At 71.5% G+C, this 25,588-nt stretch carries 22 protein-coding genes; 14 read left to right on the forward strand and 8 right to left on the reverse strand.

What is annotated here, in order from left to right; genetic code table 11:
- The first annotated feature begins 3 nt into the window (after positions 1-3).
- Genes MUY22_RS18435 through MUY22_RS18450 form a run of 4 tightly spaced genes read left to right on the forward strand, consistent with a single transcriptional unit; the run spans position 4 to position 3,925 of the window.
- A complete protein-coding gene (locus MUY22_RS18435; protein WP_247061205.1) occupies positions 4-1,077 on the forward strand; it encodes an ABC transporter ATP-binding protein in 1,074 nt (357 codons plus the stop codon).
- The gene (locus MUY22_RS18440; protein WP_247061207.1) at positions 1,074-2,276 is read left to right on the forward strand and encodes an ABC transporter substrate-binding protein; all 1,203 of its coding nucleotides are present in this window, start codon (positions 1,074-1,076) and stop codon (positions 2,274-2,276) included. Before MUY22_RS18435 ends, MUY22_RS18440 begins: the two co-directional genes overlap by 4 nt.
- Before the next feature lies 1 nt (position 2,277).
- Positions 2,278-3,117 (forward strand): ABC transporter permease, encoded by an 840-nt coding sequence (locus tag MUY22_RS18445; protein ID WP_247061209.1) that lies wholly within the window; start codon positions 2,278-2,280, stop codon positions 3,115-3,117.
- Between the two features lie 25 nt (positions 3,118-3,142).
- Entirely contained in the window at positions 3,143-3,925 is a 783-nt protein-coding gene (locus tag MUY22_RS18450) for an ABC transporter permease (protein ID WP_247063982.1), read from the forward strand.
- On the opposite strand, the gene MUY22_RS18455 is transcribed toward MUY22_RS18450, so the two are convergent.
- Complete coding sequence (locus tag MUY22_RS18455; RefSeq protein WP_247061211.1) at positions 3,920-4,441, reverse strand: hypothetical protein; 522 nt, start codon at positions 4,439-4,441, stop codon at positions 3,920-3,922. The genes MUY22_RS18450 and MUY22_RS18455 overlap by 6 nt on opposite strands.
- A 43-nt stretch (positions 4,442-4,484) precedes the next feature.
- Positions 4,485-5,423, reverse strand: a complete 939-nt coding sequence (pip, locus tag MUY22_RS18460; protein WP_247061212.1) for a prolyl aminopeptidase — start codon at positions 5,421-5,423, stop codon at positions 4,485-4,487.
- A 459-nt stretch (positions 5,424-5,882) separates the two neighbouring features.
- Between pip and MUY22_RS18465 the strand changes: the two genes are divergently transcribed.
- Together MUY22_RS18465 and MUY22_RS18470 are read left to right on the forward strand one after the other, a co-directional pair.
- Positions 5,883-6,809 (forward strand): undecaprenyl-diphosphate phosphatase, encoded by a 927-nt coding sequence (locus MUY22_RS18465; protein WP_247061214.1) that lies wholly within the window; start codon positions 5,883-5,885, stop codon positions 6,807-6,809.
- A gap of 11 nt (positions 6,810-6,820) precedes the next feature.
- On the forward strand, positions 6,821-7,690 hold the full coding sequence (locus MUY22_RS18470) for a cytochrome c oxidase assembly protein (RefSeq protein ID WP_247061216.1): 870 nt from the start codon (positions 6,821-6,823) through the stop codon (positions 7,688-7,690).
- Here the strand turns inward: MUY22_RS18470 and panB are convergent.
- Complete coding sequence (panB, locus tag MUY22_RS18475; RefSeq protein ID WP_247061218.1) at positions 7,687-8,571, reverse strand: 3-methyl-2-oxobutanoate hydroxymethyltransferase; 885 nt, start codon at positions 8,569-8,571, stop codon at positions 7,687-7,689. The genes MUY22_RS18470 and panB overlap by 4 nt on opposite strands.
- Positions 8,572-8,824: 253 nt before the next feature.
- On the opposite strand from panB, the gene lysX reads away from it, so the two are divergent.
- The 3 genes from lysX (at position 8,825) to MUY22_RS18490 (ending at position 13,440) form a co-directional block, all read left to right on the forward strand.
- The gene (lysX, locus tag MUY22_RS18480; protein WP_247063984.1) at positions 8,825-12,148 is read left to right on the forward strand and encodes a bifunctional lysylphosphatidylglycerol synthetase/lysine--tRNA ligase LysX; all 3,324 of its coding nucleotides are present in this window, start codon (positions 8,825-8,827) and stop codon (positions 12,146-12,148) included.
- Between the two features lie 64 nt (positions 12,149-12,212).
- Positions 12,213-12,782 (forward strand): hypothetical protein, encoded by a 570-nt coding sequence (locus MUY22_RS18485; protein ID WP_247061219.1) that lies wholly within the window; start codon positions 12,213-12,215, stop codon positions 12,780-12,782.
- A gap of 67 nt (positions 12,783-12,849) precedes the next feature.
- Positions 12,850-13,440 (forward strand): DinB family protein, encoded by a 591-nt coding sequence (locus tag MUY22_RS18490; RefSeq protein WP_247061220.1) that lies wholly within the window; start codon positions 12,850-12,852, stop codon positions 13,438-13,440.
- 132 nt (positions 13,441-13,572) lie between these two features.
- Here MUY22_RS18490 and MUY22_RS18495 read toward each other — a convergent pair whose 3' ends face one another.
- Positions 13,573-14,106 (reverse strand): methylated-DNA--[protein]-cysteine S-methyltransferase, encoded by a 534-nt coding sequence (locus MUY22_RS18495; protein ID WP_247061221.1) that lies wholly within the window; start codon positions 14,104-14,106, stop codon positions 13,573-13,575.
- A gap of 62 nt (positions 14,107-14,168) precedes the next feature.
- Between MUY22_RS18495 and MUY22_RS18500 the strand changes: the two genes are divergently transcribed.
- On the forward strand, positions 14,169-14,801 hold the full coding sequence (locus MUY22_RS18500) for a VOC family protein (RefSeq protein WP_247061222.1): 633 nt from the start codon (positions 14,169-14,171) through the stop codon (positions 14,799-14,801).
- A 73-nt stretch (positions 14,802-14,874) separates the two neighbouring features.
- Here MUY22_RS18500 and MUY22_RS18505 read toward each other — a convergent pair whose 3' ends face one another.
- Positions 14,875-16,596 carry an NAD+ synthase gene (locus tag MUY22_RS18505; protein ID WP_247061223.1) on the reverse strand — a complete coding sequence of 574 codons (1,722 nt, stop codon included), beginning with the start codon at positions 16,594-16,596 and terminating at the stop codon, positions 14,875-14,877.
- A gap of 158 nt (positions 16,597-16,754) precedes the next feature.
- Between MUY22_RS18505 and MUY22_RS18510 the strand changes: the two genes are divergently transcribed.
- Positions 16,755-17,351 (forward strand): hypothetical protein, encoded by a 597-nt coding sequence (locus MUY22_RS18510; protein WP_247061224.1) that lies wholly within the window; start codon positions 16,755-16,757, stop codon positions 17,349-17,351.
- On the opposite strand, the gene MUY22_RS18515 is transcribed toward MUY22_RS18510, so the two are convergent.
- Positions 17,335-17,895: a DUF5565 family protein gene (locus MUY22_RS18515; protein WP_247061225.1), complete on the reverse strand. Its 561-nt coding sequence runs from the start codon at positions 17,893-17,895 to the stop codon at positions 17,335-17,337. The genes MUY22_RS18510 and MUY22_RS18515 overlap by 17 nt on opposite strands.
- 77 nt (positions 17,896-17,972) lie before the next feature.
- Positions 17,973-20,324 carry an accessory Sec system translocase SecA2 gene (gene secA2, locus MUY22_RS18520; protein WP_247061226.1) on the reverse strand — a complete coding sequence of 784 codons (2,352 nt, stop codon included), beginning with the start codon at positions 20,322-20,324 and terminating at the stop codon, positions 17,973-17,975.
- 158 nt (positions 20,325-20,482) lie between these two features.
- Here secA2 and MUY22_RS18525 point away from each other — a divergent pair, with 158 nt between their 5' ends.
- Together MUY22_RS18525 and MUY22_RS18530 are read left to right on the forward strand one after the other, a co-directional pair.
- Entirely contained in the window at positions 20,483-22,042 is a 1,560-nt protein-coding gene (locus MUY22_RS18525) for an alpha/beta hydrolase (RefSeq protein WP_247063986.1), read from the forward strand.
- Entirely contained in the window at positions 22,039-23,529 is a 1,491-nt protein-coding gene (locus MUY22_RS18530) for an alpha/beta hydrolase (protein WP_247061228.1), read from the forward strand. The genes MUY22_RS18525 and MUY22_RS18530 overlap by 4 nt, the downstream gene beginning before the upstream one ends.
- Here the strand turns inward: MUY22_RS18530 and MUY22_RS18535 are convergent.
- Complete coding sequence (locus tag MUY22_RS18535) at positions 23,526-24,188, reverse strand: LppX_LprAFG lipoprotein (RefSeq protein WP_247061230.1); 663 nt, start codon at positions 24,186-24,188, stop codon at positions 23,526-23,528. The two genes, MUY22_RS18530 and MUY22_RS18535, sit on opposite strands and share 4 nt — an antisense overlap.
- An 87-nt stretch (positions 24,189-24,275) precedes the next feature.
- Here MUY22_RS18535 and MUY22_RS18540 point away from each other — a divergent pair, with 87 nt between their 5' ends.
- Entirely contained in the window at positions 24,276-25,556 is a 1,281-nt protein-coding gene (locus tag MUY22_RS18540) for an MFS transporter (protein WP_247061232.1), read from the forward strand.
- Positions 25,557-25,588: the final 32 nt, after the last annotated feature.

The raw sequence follows: 25,588 nt of genomic DNA on the forward strand, positions 1-25,588 counted from the left end.
GCGATGCCGAACCAAGCGCCTTCCGAAACCCGGGCCGAACCCGCGTCGACCAGCGACGACGACCAGCCCGCAGTCCGGCTTTCCGGGCTGCGCAAGCACTTCGGCGACGTCCACGCCGTCGACGGCGTCGACCTCGACATCCCGCCCGGCGAGTTCTTCTCCATGCTCGGCCCGTCCGGCTCCGGCAAGACGACGGTGCTGCGCATGATCGCCGGCTTCGAGCTGCCCACCGAAGGCGCGATCGAGCTGGCCGGCCGCGACGTGAGCCGGCTGGCGCCGTTCGAGCGCGACGTCAACACGGTGTTCCAGGACTACGCGCTGTTCCCGCACATGACCGTGCAGCAGAACGTCGAGTACGGCCTGCGCGTGAAGCGCGTCCCGAAGCAGCAACGCCGTGAGCGCGCCCTCGAGGCCCTCGAGACCGTGCGGCTGGAGGACTACGGCTCGCGCAAGCCGTCGCAGCTCTCCGGCGGGCAGCGCCAGCGCGTCGCGCTCGCCCGCGCGCTGGTGAACCGGCCGAAGGTGCTGCTGCTCGACGAGCCGCTCGGCGCCCTCGACCTCAAGCTGCGGCAGGCGATGCAGCTGGAGCTCAAGCAGATCCAGCGTGACGTCGGCATCACGTTCGTCTTCGTCACCCACGACCAGGACGAGGCGCTCACCATGAGCGACCGGATCGCGGTCTTCAACGACGGCAAGATCGAGCAGGTCGGGCCGCCCGAGGAGGTCTACGAACGGCCCGCGAGCGCGTTCGTCGCGGGCTTCGTCGGGACGTCGAACCTGCTGGGCGGGCGCGGCGCCGAGTCGGTGATCGGCCGGCCGGGCCTGTTCAGCATCCGGCCGGAGAAGATCCGCATCGACGACGAGCTGTCCGAGCCCGCGGCGGCGGGGGAGACCAGCGCGACCGGCACGGTCACCGACGTCGTCTACGCGGGCGCGACCGTGCGGTACACCGTCGCGCTCGACGCCGGCGGCCGGCTTTCGGTCGTCCGGCAGAACACCGACGGCGCGTTGGCGGCCGGCCGCGTCCGGCTGAGCTGGCGCCACGAACACAGCTTCCAAGTGGAGGGTTCGCCATGAAGAACAGGAAGACGCGGCTTGCCGGAATCGTCGGCGCCGGCCTGCTGTTGGCTGCATGTGGCACGTCGGGCACGAGCGCGTCCGCGCCGCCCGGCGCGCAGGGGTTCACCCCGCCGAAGCTGGAGGCGCTGAAAGCGCTCGGGCAGCCGGAGGGCCAGCTCAACGTGCTGGCCTGGCCCGGGTACGCGGAGAACGGCTCGAACGACCCGAAGATCAACTGGGTCACGCCGTTCGAGCAGCAGACCGGGTGCAAGGTGAACGTCAAGCCGTTCGGGACGTCCGACGAGGCCGTCACGCTGATGAAGACGGGCCAGTACGACGTCGTGTCGGCGTCCGGGGACGCGTCGCTGCGGCTGGTCGCCTCGGGTGACGTCGAGCCGGTGAACACCGCGCTGGTGCCGAACTACGCCGACGTCCAGCCGTTCCTCAAGGACAAGTCGTGGAACAGCGTCGCCGGTGTCGCCTACGGCATCCCGCACGGCTGGGGTGCGAACCTGCTGACCTGGCGCACCGACAAGGTGACGCCGGCGCCGAGCTCGTGGTCGGTGATGTTCGACGCGAACTCGCCGTACAAGGGCAAGGTGATCGCCTACGACTCGCCGATCTACATCGCCGACGCCGCGCTGTACCTGATGGCGCACCAGCCGGACCTGGGCATCAAGAACCCGTACGCGCTGGACGACAAGCAGTTCGCCGCCGCCGTGGACCTGCTCAAGCAGCAGCGGCCGCTGGTGAGCGAGTACTGGTCGGACTACCTCAAGGAGTCGCAGGCGCTGAAGAACGGCGACGCCGTCGTCGGCACGGCCTGGCAGGTGACGGTCAACCTGACCAAGGGCGAGGGCGCGCCGCTGGAGTCGGCCGTGCCGAGCGAAGGCGCGACGGGCTGGTCGGACACCTGGATGGTCGCGGCGAAGTCGGCGCACAAGACGTGCGCGTACAAGTGGCTCGACTACATCGTGAGCCCCAGGGTGAACGCCCAGGTCGCCGAGTACTTCGGCGAGGCGCCGGCGAACACCAAGGCGTGCGCGGAGATGACGGACAAGACGCTCTGCGACACCTACCACGCGAGCGATTCGGCCTACGCGTCGAAGATCGCGTACTGGACCACGCCGATCCCGCAGTGCCTCGACGGCCGCACGGACGTCAAGTGCAAGGACTACGGCGAGTGGACCAAGGCGTGGACCGAGATCAAGGGCTGACATGACCGCGCTCTCGGCCTTCTTCTACCGGAAACCGAAGCTGCGCCTGGGTTTCCTGCTCTCGGCCCCGCTGCTCTGGCTCGGCCTGGCCTACCTGGGCGCGCTGGCCGCGTTGTTCGTGACGGCGTTCTGGCACACCGACGCGTTCACCGGCCAGGTCGTCATCGAGTGGTCGCTGGACAACTTCACGACGTTGTTCAGCGACGCGGTGTACCGCACGATCACCTTCCGCACGGTCGGGATCGCGGCGCTGGTGACGGTGATCGACGCCGTCATCGCGTTCCCGATGGCGTTCGCGATGGCCAAGCTGGCGTCGCCGCGGGCGCGGCGGATCCTGGTGATCGCCGTGATGACGCCGTTGTGGGCGAGCTACCTGGTGAAGGCGTACGCGTGGCGCTCGATGCTGTCGGGCAACGGCGCCCTGAGCTGGCTGTCGCCCGGTTACGGCGTCACGGCGACGATCATCACGCTGTCGTACCTGTGGCTGCCGTACATGATCCTGCCGATCTACGCGGGCCTCGAACGGCTGCCGGATTCCCTTGTGGACGCGTCGGGTGACCTCGGCGCGCGCTCGTTCCGGACGTTCCGGTCGGTGATCCTGCCGTTGACGTTCCCGGCGATCGTCGCGGGCTCGATCTTCACGTTCTCGCTGTCCCTGGGTGACTACATCGCGGTGAAGATCGTCGGCGGCACGTCGCAGATGCTCGGCAACGTCGTCTACGACAACATCGGCGCGGCGAACGACCTGCCGTTCGCGGCGACGGTCGCGACGGTGCCCGTGATGATCATGCTCGTGTACCTGGCCGCAGTGCGCCGCACCGGCGCGCTGGACAACCTCTAGGAGCTGCGCCGTGCGGACGTCTCGGATGTTGTTGTGGACGGCGCTGGGCCTGGGCCTGGCGGTGATCTACTTCCCGCTGCTGATGGTACTGCTGAACTCGTTCAACGCGGACACGACGTTCGGCTGGCCGCCCACTCGTTTCACTCTGGAGTGGTGGAGCCGCGCGTCCTCGAACGAAGGTGCGTTGAACGCGCTGTGGACGAGCGTCCAAGCGGGCCTGGCGGCGACGGCGATCGCGCTGGTGCTCGGCACGATGGCCGCGTTCGCGTTGCAGCGCTACCGGTTCTTCGGCCGGAACCCGGTGTCGCTGCTCATCATCCTGCCGATCGCGCTGCCGGGGATCGTCACGGGCATCGCGCTGAACAACGCGTTCCGGACGATCCTGGGCATCAACCTGGGCTTGCTGACGGCGGTCATCGCGCACGCGACGTTCTGCATCGTGGTGGTGTTCAACAACGTCGTCGCGCGGTTGCGGCGGATGGGCGGCAGCCTGGAGGAAGCGTCGATGGACCTGGGCGCGACGGGCTTCACGACGTTCCGGCTGGTGACGTTCCCGATGCTGCGGTCGGCGTTGCTGGCGGGCGGGCTGCTGGCGTTCGCGCTGTCGTTCGACGAGATCATCGTGACGACGTTCACCCTGGGCACGGGCATGGAGACACTGCCGATCTGGATCTACAACAACTTGTTCCGCCCGAACCAAGCGCCGATCGTCAACGTGGTGGCGGCGGTGCTGATCGTGGCCTCGACGGTCCCGGTGTACCTGGCGCAGAGGCTGTCGGGCGACACGGCCTCAGGCGGGCGGTTATAGCGGCAGCCTGCGGATGACCAGGAAGAACCCGGTTCCCGCCGCCAGCCCGACGGCGCCCGCGCTCCAGGCGAGGTCGGCGCCCCACCACGAGTCGAAGAGGACTTCCCGGCCGTGCCGCGGACGGCTCGCCTCGGGCAGGCTCGCGGCGAGCCGGTCGACCTCGTCCTGGATCCGCTGCTCGTCGTCGCCGGTCAGGCCCGGGCCGTCCCGGCCGAGGTCGTGCGCGAGGTCCTCGACCGCCGTGTTCTGTTCGGGGCCGAAGCCCGGGAACGCCGGGTGCACGGTCAGCGGCTGCCCGGCGACGGGCCCGCACTCCAGCGGCGCGCCGTCGAACTCGGCGAAGTAGACGCCGCTGCCGGAACAGCTGTCGCCGTCCTCGGCGAAGTGGACCTCGTAGAGGTCGCCTGCTTCCGCCTGCTCGACGATCCCGAGCACCACGCCCGTGCCGCCGGCGACGATCAGGGCGAGCAGGCCGATCACCCCGAGGGTCGCCAGGAGGAGCCGCACCGTTCGCATCTCCGGGATGATCCAGCTCACGAGCGGGGACCGGTCCCGGGGTTCAGGGGCGGAACGCGTCCGTCGCGGCCCGCAGCGCGGCCAGGATCCCCGGATCGGTCACCGCGTGTCCGGCTCCCTCGATCAGCTTCAGCTCCGATCCCGGCCACGCCCGGTGCAGCTCGTACGCCGTGGTCGGTGGGCAGACCGCGTCGTACCGGCCCTGGACGATGACGCCCGGGATGCCGGCCAGCTTGCCCGCGTCGCGGATCAACTGGCCGTCCGACAGCCAAGCCCCGTGGCTGAAGTAGTGGACCGCGAGCCGGGCGAAGGTCAGGGCGAACGCCGGTTCGGCGTACTGCTGCACGAAAGACTCCTGCGGGTACAGGGAAACCGTCGCGCCTTCCCACTTGCTCCACGCGATCGCCGCGGCGTCGCGGACCCGGGCGTCGGCGAGCAGGTCGGTGTACGCGGCCAAAGGATCGCCGCGCCGGTCCTCCGGGATGGGCGCCAGGAAGGCCTCCCACTCCCGCGGGAACAGGTTGGCCGCGCCGCCGCGGTAGATCCAGTCCAGCTCGCTCTGCCGGACGGTGAACACGCCGCGCAGGATGATCTCGCTGACGCGCGACGGGTGCGTCTCCGCGTAGGCCAGTGCGAGGGTCGCGCCCCACGAGCCGCCGAAGAGCTGCCACTGCTCGATGCCGAGCCGTTCGCGCAGGAGTTCCATGTCGGCGACCAGGTGCCACAACGTGTTGGCCGCGAGGTCGGCGGCGCCCGGCGTGGACTGTCCGGCGCCGCGCTGGTCGAACAGGATGATCCGGTAGGCGTCGGGGTCGAAGTGCCGGCGTGCCATCGGTGCGATCCCGCTGCCCGGCCCGCCGTGGAGGACGACGACCGGCTTCCCGCCGGGGTTGCCGGCCTCCTGGCACCGGATGCGGTGCCCGTCGCCGGTGTCGAGGAACCCTTCGGCGCGCGCGGCGATCGGCGGGTAGAGCTCGTCCATGCCCGACACTCTGCCGGAACCGGTGCCGCGGGGGAGAAGGTGGTGCTCGGTCGCCGCCTCGAGGTGCCCCGCCGCCGGGACTCGGGACGGCGACCGAGAAAAGTGGGGGCCCGCCCCCGCCGCCGGGCTGAGCGGGCCCCCAGTCTGTGACGCGTCAGCGCAGGGCCGGCGCGAATCTCGGAGGGCGGCGCACGAGGGCCGTCGGTGCGGCCGTGAAGGTCAGTTCCCGCTCACGCATTCCCGTCCTCCTCGTCGAGGGTTCGAACTTTTGTCGTGGCGGCGACGGGCTAGACGCTAAGCCACAAGCCGAACACCAGTCAAGGACATGATTGATGTTCATGGATGTGAACACGCGCTGAGAGCACGCTGAGCGTCGAGGTCCCCCTTGCCCGCCGTTAACGAATGCGCCGGTACGTTCCGGTATCTGGGTCGAGGAAACGCTGTACGGAAAGGCACGGAATGTCCGCGGTGACCTATGTCGAGGCGATTGTCGTCGGCGCCTTGCAAGGGGTGTCGGAATTGTTTCCGGTGTCCAGTCTCGGCCACAGCATCCTGTTGCCCGCCTGGCTCGGCGGCCAGTGGCAGCAGGACCTGAGCATCGGCAAGGATTCGCCGTACCTCGCGGTGCTCGTGGCGATGCACGTGGCGACCGCGCTCGCGCTGGTCCTGTTCTTCCGGAAGGACTGGGTCCGGATCATCGCCGGCCTCTGGACGTCGGTCCGCGACCGCGAGGTCCGCACGCCGGACCAGCGGCTCGCGTGGCTGCTCGTGCTCGCCACCATCCCGGTCGGGCTGGCCGGCCTGCTCTTCGAGGGCCTGCTGCGCGACTACCTCGGCAAGCCCGTGCCGGCCGCGATCTTCCTCACGCTCAACGGCGGAGTCCTCTACGCCGCCGAGAAGTTCTCGCGACGGCGTCCCGAAGAGAATGACGACACAGTGGACTTCTCGGCCGAGGAAACGCTGGTCATGCGCGCGGTTTCCGTCGAGGAGGCGACCGACGTCCGGCTGGCGAAACTGGGCGTCGGCGAGGCGGTCGTGATCGGGGCCGCGCAGATCTTCGCGCTGCTGCCGGGCATCAGCCGCTCCGGCGTCACGATGGTCGCCGGCCTGCGCCGCGGGCTGGGTCACGAAGACGCCGCGCGGTTCGCGTTCCTCCTTGCCACGCCGGTGATCCTGGCCGCCGGCGTGCTCAAGATGCCGACGCTGTTCGCCCCGGAGAACCACGCGTCGCTCGGCCCGGCACTCGTCGGCAGCGTGGTGGCGGGCGTCGCTTCCTACATTTCCGTGCGTTTCCTCACGGGCTACTTCGAAACGCGCACGCTGACGCCGTTCGCGATTTACTGCGTGATCGCCGGAATCGCCAGCCTGATCTTCTTCGCGGTCTGAGCGTGACGACCATGCCCTTGACCTTCGACGTCCCCGCGGTGCTCGTGGTGCTCGCCCTGGGCGGGCTCTACCTCCGGGCGACGCGCCACCGCCGGTGGCCACCGGGCCGCACGACGGCGTTCCTCACCGGGCTCGCGACCATCCTCGTCGTCACCTGCTCGCCGCTGGCCTTCTACGACCGGACGTTCTTCTGGGTGCGCGCGGTCCAGACCGTCACGCTGCTGATGATCACGCCGCTGCTGCTGGCTCTGGGCGCACCGATCCGGCTGCTGCTCGACGTCACCCCGGCCCGCTGGCTGCGACGGCACGGCCGCGGCCCGGTGACCCGTGCGCTGACCTTCCCCCCGGTGATCACGCTCGCCCTGGTCGCCCCGGTCCTGGCGCTCTACCTGACCCCGCTCTACGACCTCACGCTCCGGGAACCGGTGGTCGACGGACTGGCCCGGGCGATGCTCGTCCTGTCCGGCTTCCTCTACTTCTGGACGCGCCTCGGGCTCGACCCGACGCCGCGCACGGACCCGCACCTGGTGTCGGTGTGGATCGCCTTCACCGAGGTCGTCTTCGACGGCGCGCTCGGGCTGGTGCTGTGGCTCGGCCCGCTGCTCGCGCCGGCGCACTACGCGGCGGCGCACCCGGGCCGGGGCCCGGACCCGCGCACCGACCAGATCATCGGCGCGGGCGTGCTGTGGATCGGCGGCGACGTCGCCGGCCTGCCGTTCGTCATCGCGTTGTTCGTCCGCTGGGCCCGCGACGACGAGCGGCGCGCGAAGCAGATCGACGTCCAGCTGGACGAAGAAGCCGCCGCGGGCGCCGCGTCGACGTCGGGGCTCTGGTGGGAGAACGACCCGGCACTGGCCGAGCGGTTCAAGGGCCGGGGTTAGTCGTGGAAAGCGTGTTCGGGTGCCGGGAACTCACCGCGGCGGACGTCCTCGGCGAACGCCGTCGCCGCGCCCTGCAGCACCGTCGCGACGTCGGCGTAGCGCTTGACGAACCGCGGTGCCTTGCCGCGCCGCAGCCCGGCCATGTCCTGCCAGACGAGCACCTGCGCGTCGCAGTCCGGCCCGGCGCCGATGCCGACGGTCGGGATCGCCAGCTCCGCGGTGACGCGCTTCGCGGCTTCGGCGGGCACCATCTCCATCACCACCGCGAACGCCCCGGCCTCCTGCAGCGCCAGCGCGTCGGCGAGCAGCACGTCCGCCGCTTCACCGCGCCCCTGCACCCGGTAACCACCGAGGTTGTGTTCACTCTGCGGGGTGAACCCGATGTGGCCCATCACCGGCACGCCCGCCGCGGTCAGCGCCTCGACGTGCGCGGCGAACCGGCGGCCGCCCTCCAGCTTGACGGCGTGCGCGCGGCCCTCCTTCATGAACCGCACGGACGTCTCCAGCGCCTGCTGCGGCGAGAGCTGGTAGGAGCCGAACGGCAGGTCGGCGACCACGAGGGCGCGCTTGACCGACCGCGTCACCGCCCGCACCAGCGGCAGCAGCTCATCGACCGTCACCGGCAGCGAGGTGTCGTAGCCGAAGACGTTGTTGGCCGCGGAGTCGCCGACGAGCAGCACGGGGATCCCGGCCTCGTCGAACAGCGCGGCGGTGTACATGTCGTACGCGGTGAGCATGGGCCACGGCTCGCCGCGTTCCTTGAGCTCCCGCAGGTGGTGCACGCGGACCTTCCGGCCCGGACTCGGTGCCGCGGGCGCGGCGGATCCGGTGCCGTACGGCGCGGCTACTTCGTCGGAGGGGGTCTTCTCGGTGGCTGACATCGTCGTCGACCGTCCTTCCCTCGGGGCCTGGGTGAGGTCCCCGGGTCGTGGAGCAGAGGCGTCTCAAAGCGTGACACGCACCCGCACCGACCTCGACCCCGTGCGACCAGCTTCACACCGTCGTGCGGCGGGACGAGCCGGCGTCAGCCTTCAGGTTGATGTCGGGGGACAACCAACCTGTGTTCACTGACGTCAAGAAGAGGTCATGAAGAGCATGGCGACCGAACGGCCGCGAAAGGCGACAACGGCGACGATGGGTACCACCGCGCACGCGCGCACGCGCATCCCCGCCTGGAAGGCGAAGAGCGGCGGCATCGTCGCCACCGTGGTGCAGCTCGCCGCGGTCTTTTCGGTGCTCCTGCTGCTCACCGGCGGCCCGCGCGGGCGCCTGATGAACGGCATCGACATGGGCTTCTCCGCCCTCAGCGTGCCGACCAGCGCGAGCCTGGTCATGGTGCTGCTGCTGGTGGTGCTGGGCGGAGCGCTGCGCCGCCGCAAGAAGGCGGCGCTCTACACGCTCGTGCTGTTCCAGGTCGGCGGCCTGCTGCTTACCCTGGCCCTGCAGGCGACCCTGCTGTGGTCACCCGATCTGCTGACGCTCGGGCCGAAGCAGGTCCGGCACATCCCGGCGCAGCTGTGGGCCCTGACCGCGGCCGACCTGCTCTCGATCGGGCTGATCGTGTTCCTGCTCACGCTGCGCCCGGCCTTCCCGGCCCGGCTCGCGCCGAGCGCCTGGCGTGACGGCCTCACCATGCTGTTCGGCGGCTTCGCCGTGGTCATCCTGGTCGGCTGGGGCCTCACCGAGGCCTTCCCCGGCCACCTCGGCGACGCGTGGGAGCGCTTCGCCTGGGTCGTCAACCACGCCACCGGTGAAAACCTGCAGCTGCGGCGGATCGGTGTCGGCGAGGGGCCGGCCTGGCTGGACGTCTTCCTCGACCTGAGCGCGACCGTCGTCGCCACGGCCGCGCTGTACATGCTCTTCCGCGGGGTGCGCAGCCGCCGCCTGCGGACCGACCAGGAGGAGCTGCGCCTGCGGGAGCTGCTCGCCGAGCACGGCGAGGACGACTCCCTCGGCTACTTCGCCACCCGTCGCGACAAGAGCGTCGTCTTCGCGCCGAACGGCCGCGCCGCGGTGACCTACCGCGTGCTCGGCGGCACCAGCGTCGCCAGCGCGGACCCGATCGGTGACACCGAAGCCTGGCCGGACGCCGTGCGCGCGTGGCTCGACGAGACGCGCACCTACGGCTGGACGCCCGGCGTGCTCGGAGCCAGCGAACGCGGCGCGAAGGCGTACACCGACGCCGGCCTGCGGGCGCTGGAGATCGGCGACGAGGCCGTGCTCGACGTCCGCGAGTTCAGCCTCGCCGGGCCGGAACGGCGTTCGGTGCGCCAGGCCGTCAAGCGCATCGAGCGCGCCGGCTACACCTCGCGGGTCCGCCGCCACGGCGAGATCCCCGACGACGAGATGGCCGAGCTGCTGGCCCGGGCGCAGGCCTGGCGCGGCGCCGAGACCGAGCGCGGGTTCTCGATGGCGCTGGGCCGGCTCGGCGACCCGAGCGACGGCCGCAGCGTGATGGTCGAGGCCTACGACGCCCACGGTGAGCTGCGCGGGCTGCTGTCGTTCGTCCCGTGGGGCCGGCGCGGGCTCTCACTGGACCTCATGCGCCGCGACCGCGACGCCGAGAACGGCCTCAACGAGTACATGATCGCCGTGGTCGTCGCGGCCGGGCCGGTACTGGGCGCGCAGCGGATCTCGCTCAACTTCGCCATGTTCCGCGCGGTCTTCTCGGAGGGGGAGCGGATCGGCGCGGGCCCGGTGCTGCGCGCCTGGCGCGGGATCCTGAGCGTCGCCTCGCGGTTCTTCCAGCTGGAGTCGCTGTACCGCTCCAACGCCAAGTACGGGCCGGACTGGGAGCCGCGGTTCCTCTGCTACTCCTCGGCCCGGCGGCTCCCGCGGGTCGGCATCGTCGCGGGCGCACTCGAAGGGTTCGTCCCGACCGGCCGGTCGCGGTCGCTGCGGCTGGAGACGGTCACCGACGGCTTCGTCGCCCGCGTCCGGGAGATCGAGGAGTCGGCCGCCGTGCCGGCGACCAAGGCCGTGCGGCGGCCCGAGCAGGTGCGCGTGCGCGTCGCGAAGCTCGACAAGCTGCGCGAGGCCGGGATCGACCCGTACCCGGTCGGGTTCCGCCGCGACGACCACATCGGCGACGTCGTCAGGAAGTTCGGCGACCTGCAGCCGGACACCACGACCGGGCACCGGGTCCGGATCGCCGGGCGCGTGCTGGCGATGCGCATCCTCGGCGGCCTGTGCTTCGCGCGCGTCAAGGACTTCAGCGGCGAGATCCAGCTGATGCTGGACGCGGCGGAGCTGGACCTCACGGGCTGGCGGACCGGCGTCGACCTCGGCGACCACGTCGGCGTCAGCGGCCAGGTCGTCACGTCGAAGCGTGGCGAGCTCTCGGTGCTCGTCGACGAGTGGACGGTCACCGCGAAGTGCCTGCACCCCCTGCCGGACAAGCGGAAGGGCCTCACCGACCCGGAGACGCGGGTGCGGCAGCGCTACCTCGACCTGGCGGTCAACCCGGACTCGACGAACATGCTGCGGCTGCGGTCCACAGTGGTCCGCGCGGTGCGCGAACGGCTGCACCACGCCGACTACCTCGAAGTCGAGACGCCGATGCTGCAGACGGTGCACGGCGGCGCCAACGCGCGGCCGTTCGTCACCCACATCAACGCCTACGACATGCGGATGTACCTGCGGATCGCGCCCGAGCTGTACCTCAAGCGGCTGTGCGTGGCCGGCGTCGAGCGCGTCTTCGAGCTCAACCGCAACTTCCGCAACGAGGGCGTCGACGCCACCCACAACCCCGAGTTCACGATGCTCGAGGCGTACCAGGCGTACGCGGACTACGACACCATGCGGAAGCTGACGCGCGAGCTCGTCCAGCACGCGGCCGAAGCGGCGTACGGCGCCCAGGTCGTGCGCCGGCCCGACGCCGGCGGCAAGGTCGTCGAGTACGACATCTCCGGTGACTGGCCGGTGGTCCCGGTGCACGAAGCCGTCTCGACGGCGCTGGGGGAGCACGTCGGCTCGGGGACGTCGGTGGCGGACCTGCGCCGGTTCTGCCTCGCCGCCGGTGTGCCGGTCGGGGAGGACCCGAGCCACGGCGACCTCGTGCTGAAGGCGCACGAGCACCTCGTCGAGGGTGCGACCGTGCTGCCGACGTTCTACACGGACTACCCGACCGACGTCTCGCCGCTGACCCGCCAGCACCGGACCGACCCGCTGCTGGCCGAGCGCTGGGACCTGATCGCGTTCGGTTCGGAGGTCGGCACGGCCTACACCGAACTGACGGACCCGATCGAGCAGCGGCGCCGGCTGGAGGCGCAGTCCTTGCGCGCCGCCAGTGGTGACGTCGAAGCGATGGAACTCGACGAGGACTTTTTGCTGGCGCTGGAGCACGGAATGCCACCGACCGGTGGCCTCGGCCTGGGCGTGGACCGCCTGCTCATGATGTTGACGGGAGCGTCGATCCGCCAGACGGTCCTGTTCCCGTTCGTCCGTCCGCAGGCATAACGACTGGGTCGCCGTGATCATGCCGGGGCCGCACAATGGCAAGCGGTCGCTTAATGTGTGCCACGTGCGCACGGCTCGGATCGCCTCGGCCCTCCTCATGGGACTGGCCGTGCTCGCCTATTCGGGATGGCTGCTGGAGTTCGCCGTCCCGACGGGCGTGTCCCCGGTGCGCGACCCGGCCGACGCCCTGCTCGCCGGGCCGCCGGTGTTCCGGGTCCTGCTCGCGGTTTCGGGCGTCGCGTTCCTGCTCTCCGGGCCGCCGTTGCACCGGCTCGGCCCGGTCCAGTGGCCGGCGCGGCTGAGCTCGATCTCGGTGAGCGTGTTCGGCGCCGTCGTGCTGGTCCAGGCGGCCTACCCGGAGAGCAGCGGGGTCATCTCGTCGCTGCTGAGCGTCATCCTGCTGGTCGGGGTGATCAGCCTGGTGCTGTGGTGGCCGCCGGGCTGGCGCCGGTTCGCCGTCGCGGGCCTGGTGCTGGTGCTGGCGACCTGGGTGGCCGTGGTGCTCGCGGCGCAGCTCGGCGAGTTCGAAGGCGTGTTCAGCCGCGTCCAGTTGGTGGTGCGTGCGGTGCTGTTCGGCACGGGCGGGGCGTACGCCTTCATCAAGCCCGCGCCTCGGCACGCGCCCCGGATCTAGTTCTTCCGGATTTTGTCGGTGCCGGATGCGACCATCGGGTTCCCGATTCCCGGAGGAGGAGATCGACATGGCGGGAAACGTGCCCCCGGTGGCCGACGAGCGTGACGGGCTGCTGCGGTACCTCGAACAGCAGCGGTACGTCCTGAAGCTGGCCGCGCACGGCCTCACGGACGAGCAGGCGAGGCTCACGCCGACGAAGAGCGCGCTGTCGGTGGGCGGGCTGATCAAGCACGTCGCCGGCACCGAGGACGGCTGGATCGACATCGCCCTGCAGCTGCCCCAGAAGCCGTTCGGCGAGGGCATGCAGGATTACGAGGAGGCGTACCGGCTGGGCCCGGAGGAGACGCTGCAGAGCGTCCTGGAGCGCTACGACGAGGTCGCGGCCCGCACGGCGGAGGTCATCGGCCGGATCGACGACCTCGGCCGCCCGGTCCCGGTGCCGAAGGGCGTCCCCTGGTACCCGGACGACGTCGAGGCGTGGTCGGTCCGCTGGGTCCTGCTGCACCTGATCGAGGAGACCGCCCGCCACGCGGGCCACGCGGACATCATCCGCGAGCACGTCGACGGCGCCACGGCCTTCCCGCTGATGGCGGCGGCCGAAAACTGGCCGGAGTCCCCCTGGATGAAGCCCTGGAAACCGACCCCCCAACCAGCCTGACCCGACCGTTCGCGTCCCGGCGGCCCGGCCGGCCGAGCCGTGTCGACCCTTCAATCACGCGAGTCGACCCGGCGATCACGCGTGCCGGTGTTCTGATCACGGCTCGGCACCGGCGAACCGGCGTCGGGCGGGTCAGAACAGCGTCGGCTCGTCCGCCAGCGCGCCTTCGATCACGAGCATCCGGCGTTTCGTCGCGACCCCGCCGCGGGCCGAGAACCCGCCGTCGCGGCCGCCGGCCGCGAGGACCCGGTGGCACGGCACCACGATCGGGAACGGGTTGTGCCCCATGGCCTGTCCGACCGCCTGGGCGGACCCGGGCATCCCGAGCCGGTGCGCGATGTCGCCGTAGGTGAGGGTCTTGCCCGGCGGGATCGTGCGCGCGATCTCGTACGCGCGCCGGTTGAACTCGGGCACCGCGGCCAGGTCCAGCTCGATCTCGGCCAGGTCGCGGCGGTCGCCGGCCAGCAGCGCGACGATCCCGTCGACCGCCGCCCGCACGGCCGGCGGCGGCGGACCTTCGACGGCGTCCGGGAACCACCGGGCCAGCTTGGCGCGCGTCCCGGGGGCGTTGCCGTCCGGCAACGTCGTCCCGATCACGACGTCGTCGCGCCACGCGAGCCCGCACGGCCCGATCGCTGTGTCGAACACTGTGAACCCCACAGTCATGCGCTCAGCCTACGACCGAAGGGAGGCTGTCGGCCGCGGCCCGGCCACGGGATGATGTGCCGGTGCTGGACCACCTCGTCTACGCCGGACCGGACCTCGCCGAGGCCGTCGCGCGCGTCAAGGAACTCACCGGCGTCACGCCCGCGCCCGGCGTCACGCCCGCGCCCGGCGGCAGCCACGTCGGCCTGGGCACGGCCAACCACCTCGCCGACCTCGGCGCGGGGGCCTACCTGGAGGTGATCGGCCCGGACCCGGCGCAGCCGCAGCCCGCGCAACCCCGGCCGTTCGGCATCGACGACCTCACCGAGCCGGCCCTGGTCGCCTGGGCGGTGCGCACCACGGACCTCGACGCCACGATCGCGCACGCCCGCGCCCACGGCTTCGACCCGGGCGACGCGATCGAGATGTCCCGCGAGACGGCCGACGGCGAGCTGCTGCGCTGGCGATTGACCCCGCCGAGCCGCCCGGGCACGCTCACGCCGTTCCTCATCGACTGGGGCGCCACGCCGCACCCGACGACGCGCGGCCTGCCGTCCCTCCCGCTGCTCATGGTGACGGGCGCGCACCCCGACCCGGACTCGGTCCTCGCGGTGACGGACGCGCTGGGCCTGGAGCTGCTCGTCCGGCGCGCCGACCGCGCGGCCCTGAACGCGGCCGTCCGCACCCCGGAGGGCCGCCAGGTCGCGCTGAGCTGAAAGCCGTGAAGGCCCCCTTCCCGGCCATAAGAGCCGGTAAGGAGGCCTTCACGGCTTTTGCCGCGGGGAAGCGTCAGGCCTTGCCCTCGCGCCACGCGTTGGTCATCGGGAGCCGGCGGTCGCGGCCGAACGCCTTGAGCGTGATCTTCGTGCCCGGCGGGTACTGGCGCCGCTTGTACTCGGCCTTGTCGACCATCCGCACCACGCGGTCGATCGTCTCCGGCGCGAAGCCGGCCTCGACGAGGTCGGCGTACCCGCGGTCGCCCTCGACGTAGTCGTCGAGGATGTCGTCGAGCAGCGCGTAGTCCGGCAGCGAGTCGGAGTCCATCTGGCCCGGCCGCAGCTCGGCCGACGGCGGCTTGGAGATCGAGTTCTCCGGGATCGGCGGGGTCTCGCCCCGCTGGACCGCCGAATCGTTGCGCCACCGAGCCAGCTGCCACACGTGCGTCTTGAAAACGTCCTTGATCGGGGCGAACGCGCCGACGGCGTCGCCGTAGATCGTCGAGTATCCGACGGCCAGCTCGGTCTTGTTGCCGGTGGCGAGCACGAGGTGACCGTCCAGGTTGGACAGTGCCATCAGGAGCATGCCGCGGGTGCGCGCCTGGATGTTCTCCTCGGCGAGCCCGGTCAGCGAAAGCTGGTCGACGTAGACGCGCACCATGTCCTCGACCGGCTCGACCCGGTAGTGCGCGCCGATCCGCCGCGCGAGGTCTTCCGCGTCGTCCTTCGAGTGCCCCGACGAGTACTTCGACGGCATCGAGACGCCGTAGACGTTGCCGCCGCCCAAGGCGTCCGCCGCGAGTGACGCGCAGACCGCCGAGTCGATGCCGCCGGAGAACCCGAACGTCACCGACGAGAAGCCGTTCTTGTGCACGTAGTCCCGCAGCCCGACGACGAGCGCCGCCCACACCTCGGCCTCGTCGGCGAGCGGTTCGCTGATCACCGGTGACGCCGTCGGCTCGTACGCGGGCAGCGGCTCTTCGCTCAGCACCCGGCGCCGGACGTGCAGGCCGTCGAGCTCGCCGTCCCCGGCGTGCCCGCCCGCGGCGAGGTCGGTGTCCAGCACGAGCAGGTGCTCGACGAACTGCGGCGCGCGCGCCAGCACCGTGCCGTCCGCGCCGACGACGAGCGAGTCGCCGTCGAACACGAGGTCGTCCTGGCCGCCGACCTGGTTGGTGTAGACCAGCGGTGCCCCGGCCTCGGCGGCGCGCCGGGCGATGAGCGGCAGCCGCTGCTCGTCCTTGGACCGCTCGTACGGCGACGCGTTCGGCGCCACGACGAGGTCGACGCCCGCCCGGCCCAGCGCCGAGATCGGCCCGCCGTCCTGCCAGATGTCCTCGCAGATGACCATGCCGATGTCGAGCCCGCGGAAGCGGACGACGTCGAGTGTGGTGCCCGGCTTGAACCAGCGGTGCTCGTCGAAGACGCCGTAGTTCGGGAGGTGGTGCTTGAACTGCCGCGCGACGACCTCGCCGCGGTAGAGCGCGGCCGCGGCGTCGCGCGGGCCGGCCTCGTCGAGGTCGAGATAACCGATGTAGGTCAGCACTTCGCCGCAGCCGGCGTCGTCCAGCCGGCGCGCCAGCGCCTCGACGCCCAGGCGGGAGGCCTCGGCGAAGGTGCGGCGCAGCGAGAGGTCCTCGACCGGGTAGCCGGTCAGCGACATCTCCGGGAAGACGACCACGTGCGCGCCGGCTTCGGCGGCGCGGCGGGTCCATTCGACGTGCAGGTCGGCGTTGCCGTCGAGGTCACCGACGGTGGGGTTGACCTGGGCGAGCGCGATGCGCAGTTGCGGCATGCCGCCATTCTGACGCACCGCCACCCGCCCAGCCGAGCGAATGTGGGCGAAATGCCACCCCGGCGAGCCGATCCCCTGCGGCGCCTTCGCCCACCCGGGTAGGTTGCCGCTGATCGGACGAACCGGGCAGCCGGGTTCGCCGTAGGGGAGGGACCACCTTGACGTATCCGCCGCAGCCGCCGCCCGGCCCGGGCTACCCGCAACAGGGCTACCCGCAGCAGCAGCCCGGCCAGGGCTACCCACAACAGGGTTACCCGCAGCAGGGCTACCCGGGCCAGGGCTATCCCCAGCAGGGCTACCAGGGCTATCCGCCGCCGAAGAAGGGCAACGGCCTGCTCATCGGCCTGCTCGCCGGCGGTGGCGGCCTGCTGGTGGTGATCTTCCTGATCACCGGGTTCATCGCGCCCGGCTTCCTGGTCTCCGACGGCAAACCGGCCGCCCGCACCGGTCCGCCGCTCGACCTGAACTCGGGCAGCGTCGCCGCGGGCAAGTTCATCCTCGCCGTCCTGGGCGACGACGCTGTCATAGGTCGCCAAGCCGCCTGCGCGTCCGCCGAGGGCGTCGCCGCCGCCGCGGTGCGGACACTCGGCAGCCGCAACGCGCACCTCACCGCCGGCTCACCGGTCCAGACCGGCGACGACGAGATCCGCGTCCCGCTCGACGGCACCATCAGCAGCCGGCCGGTGCACGGCGAACTGCAGGTGACGCGCATCCAGGAGCACTACTGCATCTCCGCGGTCACGACGCCGTCGTGACCGCCGCGGCGTCGCGGTACTTGAGCTTCGCCATCCGCCCGTCGCGGTGGTGCCAGACGACGCCCTCGAACTCCGGGTGCGCCAGCAGCCACGTCATCAGCCCGTCGAAGTCGCGCGGCACATCGCCGAACTCCTCCGCGGTCGCGTGCCGCACCAGCCGGTGGACGCCGAGCTGCTCCGGATCGCCGTTGACCTTCGGGCCGCACAGCTCGTAGGTGCCCGGCACCTCGCCGACGAGGCCCTCGCGGGCCTCGTCGAAGAACTTCGCGAACGCCGACTGCGCGACCGGCTCCCAGCCGACGGTCTTCCCCGTCTCCGGGTCGGTCTGGACGGCCTCGAACCCGGCGGGCGCGCTCTTGCCCGCCTTCACCTCGCGCCGCGCCCACCACTCGCCGGACTCGTCGAGCCGGACGCAGGTGCCGTCGTACTTGCGGGTGGGCACGCCTTGGCCGTCGAGCACCCACTGGCACGCGGGGTGCACTTCGCGGGTCACCCGCCGGAGGTCTTCGGGGTCGCGACGGAACAGCGTCGGGATCTTGCGCATGCCCCGATTCTCCCGGCCCGGGCAAACGAGAAAACCCCCGCTCGGCCGAACCGAGCGGGGGTTTTCCGAGCCGAACGCTACTTCCGTTTGATCATGCTCCGGACCTTCTTGATGGTCTGCTCGAAGTCGGAGTCGAACGGGTTGTCGTGCACCAGGTAGGTCCACGTCGTGTTCGCCCGCCGGACGCCGGCGTCGCCGAGGTCGATGCCGTCGTCGGTCAGCTCGGCCTCTTCGAGGGTCTTCGCCGCGCGCGAGTTCGCCTCGTTGATGATCTTGTGGAACTCCGGGATCGCCGCGCGGTGGAACTCGTCGAGCGGCGTCTCCCGGGCCAGCGCCCGCAGGTGGATGCTCTCGCGGACGTCGGTCAGGTACGCCAGGTGGTCCGACCAGAGCTGGTCGACGTGGAACAGCAGCACCTCGCGGCTGAGCTGCTCCACCTTCTCCCGGCCTTCTTCGTCGTCGCCCAGCTTCTCCTTCAGCTCACCGAACTTCTCGGCGTGCGCCTTCTCCAGCTGCTCCGCCGCGTACCCGGTGCGAAGCACCTTGTCGCGGTGGGTCAGCAGGTCACGCCGCTGCCGTTCGATCAGCCGCGTGTAGCGCCAGGTGTTGCGGTGGATCTCCAGGTCGACGCCCTCGGCGACGCGCTGGGCGTGGTTGAGCTGCCGCAGCGCCGCGTTGTCGGTGATCTCGCCGGTCTCCTCGTCGTCGGTGATGCCCTCGGGCACGTCCGGCGCGTTCGACAGCACGAGCTCGTCGTTGAGGCTGGCGAAGAAGATCGCGCTGCCCGGGTCGCCCTGGCGGCCGGAGCGGCCGCGCAGCTGCCCGTCGAGCCGGCTCGACGGGTACCGCGCGGTGCCGATGACGTGCAGCCCGCCCAGCTCGACGACCTCTTCGCGGGTCGCGCCGTCGGTGCCGCCCAGCCGGATGTCGGTACCGCGCCCGGCCATCTGGGTCGAGACGGTGACCGCGCCCTTCTTTCCGGCCTCGGCGATGATCGACGCCTCTTCGGCGTCGTTGCGCGCGTTGAGCACGACGCACTCGAGGTCGACCTTCGCCAGCTTCTCGGCCAGCTCCTCCGACTCGGCGACGTCCTGCGTGCCGACGAGGATCGGCCGCCCGGTCTCGTGGACCGTGCGGATCTCCTCCTCGATCGCCCGCAGCTTCTGCGACGGCGACGCGAAGACCCGGTCCTCCTGGTCTTCGCGGACGTTCGGGGTGTTCGGCGGGATGACCGCGACCTCGAGCTCGTAGAACTCGCGCAGCTGCTCGGCGACCGCGACCGCGGTACCGGTCATGCCGGCGACCTCGGGGTAGCGCGCCAGCAGCGCCTGGACGGTAATCGAGTCCAGGATCTCGCCGCGGTCGGTCGCGGTGACCTGCTCCTTCGCCTCGACGGCGGCCTGGAGGCCGTCCGGCCAGCGCTGCAGCTCGGCGACGCGGCCGCGGGCGGCGTTGATGAGCTGGACCTTGCCGTCGCGGACGAGGTAGTCGACGTCGCGGGTGAGCAGCGCGTGCGCGTGCAGCGCGACGTTCACCGCGGGGAGCCGGTCGGAGGCCGCGTCGCCGTAGAGGTCGTCGACCTCCAGGCCGAGCGACTTCGCGACCACCGAGGCACCGGCGTCGGTCAGCCAGGCGTTGCGGCCTTCGCTGTCGGTCTCGTAGTGCAGGTTGAGCCGCAGCCGCCGGACGACCTTCGCGACCTCGTCGTCGGCGTCGGTGTGGTCGATCGAGCCGGCCATCACCAGCGGGACGCGGGCCTCGTCGACCAGCACGGAGTCCGCCTCGTCGACGATCGCGACCTCGGGGTCCGGCTGGACCAGGTCGTCGACCTTCGAGACCAAGCGGTCGCGCAGGACGTCGAAGCCGATCTCGGCGACCGCGCCGTACGTGACGTCCTTGGCGTAGGCCTCCTTGCGCTCCTCCTGGGAGTGCGCCGGTTCGACCCAGCCGACCGACACGCCGAGCAGCGCGTAGACCGGGCCCATCCACTCGGCGTCGCGTCGCGCCAGGTAGTCGTTGACCGTGACGACGTGGGCGCGCTTGCCGCGCAGCGCGTACCCGGCCGCGGCCAGCGCCCCGGCGAGCGTCTTGCCCTCACCGGTCTCCATCTGCACGACGTGCTTGCTGAGCAGGCCCATCGTGCCGAGGATCTGGACGTCGAACGCGCGCTCGCCGAGCGCCCGCCGAGCGGCCTCACGACCGAGCGCGCACACCTCGATCAGGTGATTGTCGCCGAACGCGGTGTCCTTCAGCGTCGCGCGAAGCTTCCCGGCCCGCTCGGTCAGCTCCTCGTCGGAGAGCTTCTCGAGCTCGGGTTCGAGCTTCTCGACTGCGGGCAGCAGTGCTTCGTAGCGGGTCAGCTCGACGCTGCCCGGACGCTGGATGATCCGGCGGAGCCGTTTGCCCACCCGGCTGATCAGTGCTGCCACCCCTGGTCTCCCGTTCTCTCTCGCTCGACCGGCCTGCCCCACCCAACGTGGCGGTGGTGCGTTCGAGTTCCGCGGCCGGATGGGACGATCCAACCGTGTTCCTTCATCCCAGCGCCAGGTCCTGTAGTCGCACGATCACCGCGATCGCGGTGTCCGCGCTGCTCGCGGCCTCGCTGACCGCCTGCACGTCCACCGGCAAGACCACGCCGCCGTCGCCGACGACCGAGTCGCACCCGCCGTCCGGGCCGGTGCCCGCGGGGCTGGAGCGGTTCTACGGTCAGAGCCTGACCTGGGCCGACTGCGCACCTTACGCGACGTCGGAGGACGCGAGGTCGGCGTTCCAGGCGAAAGACATCCAGTGCGCGCGGCTGACCGTTCCGCTGGACTACGCGAAACCGGACGGAACGACCATCACGCTCGGCCTGCTCCGGCACAAGGCGACCGACGAGGGGGCGCGGATCGGGTCGCTGGTGGTCAACCCGGGCGGACCGGGCGCCTCGGGCATGGTCGCCGCCGCCGGGCTGATCAAGCCAGCGTCGAACACGGACCTCGCCAAGCGCTTCGACCTGGTCGGCTTCGACCCGCGGGGGATCGGCGCGAGCCAGCCGATCATCCGCTGCCTGACCGATCAGGAGCGGGACGCCGACCGCGCGGACGACAGCGAGACCGACGGCTCGCCGCAGGGCGTGCTCAAGCAGGAAGCGCAGGAAAAGGACTTCGCCGCCAAGTGCGCCCAGCGCACCGACGACGGCACCGGGCTGCTCGCCAACGTCGGTACCCGCGACGTCGTGAAGGACCTCGACGTCCTGCGCTCGGTCCTCGGCGACGAGAAGCTGACCTACCTCGGCTACTCCTACGGCACCCGGATCGGGTCGACCTACGCCGAGGCGTTCCCGAAGAACGTCCGCGCGATGATCCTCGACGGCGCGGTCGACCCGGACCAGGACGCCGTCGACTCGCTGGTCGCGCAGGGGCAGGGCTTCGGCGGCGCGTTCACGCAGTTCGCGAAGTCGTGCACCGCTCAGCAGGACTGCGCGCTCGGCCAGGACCCCGCCGCCGCGGTGAAGGTGTTCCAGGACCTCGTCCGGCCGCTGATCGACTTCCCGGTGCCGGTCGGCGACGGCCGCAAGCTCTCCTACGAGGACGCGACCACCGGCGTCATCCAGGCGCTCTACCAGGAGAGCCTCTGGGACGCGCTGAACACCGGCCTCAACGAGCTCAAGCAGCAGCGCGGCGCGACGCTGGAGAAGCTCGCCGACATCTACAACGAGCGCGACACCAGCGGCAAGTACGGCACCACGCAGGACGCCTTCACCGCGATCCGCTGCGTCGACGACCCGCGCGTCACCGACCCGGCCGTCATCCTCAAGGCGCAGGAGGAGTACGTGCAGGTCGCGCCGTTCCTCGACGACGGCCGCCCGGCGAGCGCGGCCCGCGACGCGTGCGCGTTCTGGCCGGTCCCGAACACCTCGGAGCCGCACGTGCCGAACGTCGAAGGCCTGGCGAAGACGCTGGTCATCTCGACGACGAACGACCCGGCGACGCCGTACCAGGCCGGCGTCAACCTCGCGAAGGGCCTGAAGGGCGCGCTGCTCACCTTCGAGGGCACCCAGCACACGGTGTTCCTGCAGGGCATCTCGTGCGTCGACCAGGCGGGCAACGACTACCTGGTCGACGGCACGCTCCCGGCGGAAGGCACGCGCTGCAAGGGCCAGTGAGGACGGCCGCGCTGCTGGGCGCGGCCCTGGTGCTGACGGCGTGCACGAGCGCTCCGGCACCCGGGCCGTCGTCGTCCCAGGCCCCTGACCTGCGGAAGTTCTCCGGGCAGCAGCTCGCTTGGACGTCGTGCACGGCGGACGCGTCGCTGGACTGCGCGCACCTGAGGGTGCCGCTGGACTACGCGAAGCCGGCGGGGGACACGGTGACCGTCGGGCTGCTGCGGCACAAGGCCGCGAAGCAGCGGATCGGCTCGCTGGTCGTCAACCCGGGCGGGCCCGGCGGCGCGGGGACGTCGATGGCCGCGTCCCTGGCGAAGTCGCCCGCGGCCGCGCCGCTGCTGGACCGGTTCGACCTGGTCGGCTTCGACCCGCGGGGCGTCGGCACGAGCGAGCCGCGGATCACCTGCAGGACCGACGCCGAGCAGGACGCCGACCGCGCGGCCGACGTCGAAAGCGATATGTCGCCCGAAGGGGTGAAGAAGCAGCTCGCCGAGACCACGGCGTACGGCGCGAAGTGCGCCGAAGCGACGAAGTACGGCAAAGCGTTCCTCGCGAACGCCGGCACGCGGGACGTCGTCCGCGACCTCGACGTCCTTCGCGCGGCGCTCGGCGACGAGAAGCTGACCTACCTCGGCTACTCGTACGGCACGCAGATCGGCGCGGCCTACGCCGAGACGTTCCCGCGCAATGTCCGCGCGCTGCTGCTCGACGGCGCCGTCGACCCGGCGCAGGACATCGCGGAATCCCTGGTCACGCAGATGGCGGGCTTCCAGGACGCCTTCACCGAGTTCGGCGAGTGGTGCGCGGCCCGCCGCGACTGCGCCCTCGGCCGCGACCCCGCCCGCACGACCGAGGCCTTCCAGCGGCTCGTGCGGCCGCTGGTCGCGAAGCCCGTCCCGGCCGGCTCCCGGAAGCTCTCCTTCGAGGACGCCGTCACCGGGACGTTCGCCGCGCTCTACGCCCGCGGCGACTGGCCCGCGCTCGACGGCGCGCTCACCGAGCTGGCCGGCGGCACCGGCCGGGCCCTGCTGGTCTTCGCCGACGGCTACTACGGCCGCGACCGCGACGGCCACTACGGCGGCGGGACCGACGCCTACTTCGCCGTCCGCTGCGTCGACCGCGCCCGGCTCGCCGACCGGGCCGCGATCGACCGCGCGCACCAGCGGATGCTGGCCGGCGCGCCGTTCCTGGCCGGCGGCAGCCCGGACACCAGCGAGCTGGACATCTGCTCGACCTGGCCGGTCCCGCCGACGTCGGCCGAGCACGCGCCGCACGCCGACGGCCTGCCGAAACCCCTGGTCGTCTCGACCACGCACGACCCCGCGACGCCGTACCAGCAGGGCGTCGACCTCGCGAAGGACCTCGGCGGCGTCCTGCTCACCTACGAAGGCGTGCAGCACACGGTCTTCCTCGACGGCAACGCGTGCGTCGACCGCGCGGGCGTCGCGTACCTGATCGACGGGACCGCCGCCGCGATCCGCTGCTAACCGAGGTCGACGGGCTCGTTCTGCCCGGTCAGCGACAGCTCGAACATCACCGGGCTGAGGTGGTCACCGGCCGGCGGCACCTGCACCCACAGCCGGACGAACCGCCGCGGCCCGTCGGCCGAGACCCACACCTTGACGATGACGTCGGCGTTCACCTGCGGCAACACGCTGTGCGCGACGGCCGCGGGCACCCGGCCGCCGACCCGCAGGGCCGCGGCGCCGTCGACGTTCTCCTTGCCCTCGGTCTTCGCATCGGTCACGCCGTCGAGCAGCCGCTTCAGCCCGGCGGACGGCCCGAGGAAGCGGCCCACGGCGTCCGTCTCGGGGATCCGGCCGCGCGCGACGTCGGGATCGGTGCTCACCAGCCCGTCGCGCACGGTGAAGCGGAACTTGACGTGCCCTTCGCCGTCCTGGACGTCGGCCGTGCCGGTCGCGCCGCCGCCCGCGTCGAGGGTCGCGTCGCCGTCGATCTGCCGCAGCGGGAAGCCGGGCAGGACGCCGTTGACGCCGGCCGCGAAGTGCACGCTCCGCACCGACGCGAACGACGTCGCCGCGTCGCGGACCAGCTCGGCACCCGCGGGGAACGGCCCGCGCGTGTCCGGCGAGCCGGCGCACCCGGCCGTCAACAGGACCACGAGCAGCAGGGCGATGCGGGACATCCGCCAAGCCTAGCCGTGGCCGGATCCTTGCGGCAGATGTCCTTCAGGCCACTTCCACCAGGATGCGCGCCCGACAACACTGCTGAGGTGACTGTCGAGACCCGCCCTGCCCCGAAGCTGCACCGCGCCTGGCTGATCGCCGGTGCCGCGTTCGTCGCGCTGCTCGCCTCCGCCGGCTTCCGGTCCGCCCCCGGCGTCCTCATCGACCCGCTGCACCAGGAGTTCGGCTGGTCGACGGCCACGATCAGCTCGGCCGTCTCGGTCAACCTCGTGCTCTACGGCCTCTTCGCGCCCTTCGCGGCCGCGCTGATGGAGCGGTTCGGCATCCGCCGGGTCTCCGCGACGGCGTTGTTCGTCATCGCCATCGGCGCGGCCGGCACGGTGTTCATGACCGCGAGCTGGCAGCTGATCCTCTGCTGGGGCGTGCTGATCGGCGCGGGCACCGGCTCGATGGCGATGAGCTTCGCGGCGACCGTCGCGGCCCGGTGGTTCGTCCGCAGCCGCGGCGTCGTCACCGGCGTGCTGACCGCGGCGGGCGCCACCGGCCAGCTGATCTTCCTGCCGCTCATCGCCAACCTCGCCGTCGGCTCCGGCTGGCGCACCGCGTCACTGGTGATCGCCATCGCCGCGCTCGCCGTCGTCCCGGTGGTGCTGCTGCTCATCCGCGACCACCCCGCCGACGTCGGCACCACGGCCTACGGCGCGCCCGCCGGCGCCGAGGTCGCCCGCCCCGCGCCGAAGACCGGCTCCGCCCGCCGCGCCCTGTCCGTCCTGAAGACGGCGGCCCGCACCCGGACGTTCTGGCTGCTCGCGGTCGGCTTCGCGATCTGCGGTGCGACGACGAACGGCCTGGTCGGCACCCACTTCGTCCCGGCCGCCCACGACCACGGCATGCCCCAGACGACCGCGGCGGGCCTGCTGGCCCTGGTCGGCGTCTTCGACGTCGTCGGCACGATCTTCTCCGGCTGGCTCACCGACCGCGTCGACCCGCGGATCCTGCTCGGGATCTACTACGCCCTGCGCGGGCTCTCGCTGGCCATGCTGCCGCAGCTGTTCACCGACTCCGTGCAGCCGAGCATGTGGGCGTTCATCCTGTTCTACGGCCTCGACTGGGTGGCCACGGTCCCGCCGACGGTCGCGCTCTGCGTCCGCGCCTTCGGCGAGGCCGGCCCGATCGTGTTCGGCTGGGTCTTCGCCTGCCACCAGCTGGGCGCCGCGTTCGCCGCGTCGGCCGCGGGCCTGGTCCGCGACCAGCTCGGGAACTACACCCTGGCCTGGTATTCGGCCGCTGTCCTGGCGATCATCGCGTCCGTCGCGTCGCTGGCCGTCAAGCGCGCGAAGAAGCCCGTTCCGGTGCCGGCGAACTGACCTTCGTCACCCTCGGCGCGTCGTGAAACATC

The sequence above is a fragment of the Amycolatopsis sp. WQ 127309 genome (genome assembly GCF_023023025.1).
Taxonomy (GTDB): Bacteria; Actinomycetota; Actinomycetes; order Mycobacteriales; family Pseudonocardiaceae; genus Amycolatopsis.

Bases quoted from the DNA above. Each gene is read 5' to 3' on its own strand.
- pip (WP_247061212.1), bottom strand. From the start codon at position 5,423: ATGGACGAGCTCTACCCGCCGATCGCCGCGCGCGCCGAAGGGTTCCTC.
- lysX (WP_247063984.1), top strand. From the start codon at position 8,825: ATGGGTACCACCGCGCACGCGCGCACGCGCATCCCCGCCTGGAAGGCG.
- MUY22_RS18490 (WP_247061220.1), top strand. From the start codon at position 12,850: ATGGCGGGAAACGTGCCCCCGGTGGCCGACGAGCGTGACGGGCTGCTG.
- MUY22_RS18455 (WP_247061211.1), bottom strand. From the start codon at position 4,441: ATGCGAACGGTGCGGCTCCTCCTGGCGACCCTCGGGGTGATCGGCCTG.
- MUY22_RS18495 (WP_247061221.1), bottom strand. From the start codon at position 14,106: ATGACTGTGGGGTTCACAGTGTTCGACACAGCGATCGGGCCGTGCGGG.
- MUY22_RS18470 (WP_247061216.1), top strand. From the start codon at position 6,821: ATGCCCTTGACCTTCGACGTCCCCGCGGTGCTCGTGGTGCTCGCCCTG.
- MUY22_RS18465 (WP_247061214.1), top strand. From the start codon at position 5,883: ATGTCCGCGGTGACCTATGTCGAGGCGATTGTCGTCGGCGCCTTGCAA.
- MUY22_RS18505 (WP_247061223.1), bottom strand. From the start codon at position 16,596: ATGCCGCAACTGCGCATCGCGCTCGCCCAGGTCAACCCCACCGTCGGT.
- MUY22_RS18515 (WP_247061225.1), bottom strand. From the start codon at position 17,895: ATGCGCAAGATCCCGACGCTGTTCCGTCGCGACCCCGAAGACCTCCGG.
- MUY22_RS18435 (WP_247061205.1), top strand. From the start codon at position 4: ATGCCGAACCAAGCGCCTTCCGAAACCCGGGCCGAACCCGCGTCGACC.
- panB (WP_247061218.1), bottom strand. From the start codon at position 8,571: ATGTCAGCCACCGAGAAGACCCCCTCCGACGAAGTAGCCGCGCCGTAC.
- MUY22_RS18445 (WP_247061209.1), top strand. From the start codon at position 2,278: ATGACCGCGCTCTCGGCCTTCTTCTACCGGAAACCGAAGCTGCGCCTG.
- MUY22_RS18535 (WP_247061230.1), bottom strand. From the start codon at position 24,188: ATGTCCCGCATCGCCCTGCTGCTCGTGGTCCTGTTGACGGCCGGGTGC.
- MUY22_RS18440 (WP_247061207.1), top strand. From the start codon at position 1,074: ATGAAGAACAGGAAGACGCGGCTTGCCGGAATCGTCGGCGCCGGCCTG.
- MUY22_RS18450 (WP_247063982.1), top strand. From the start codon at position 3,143: ATGTTGTTGTGGACGGCGCTGGGCCTGGGCCTGGCGGTGATCTACTTC.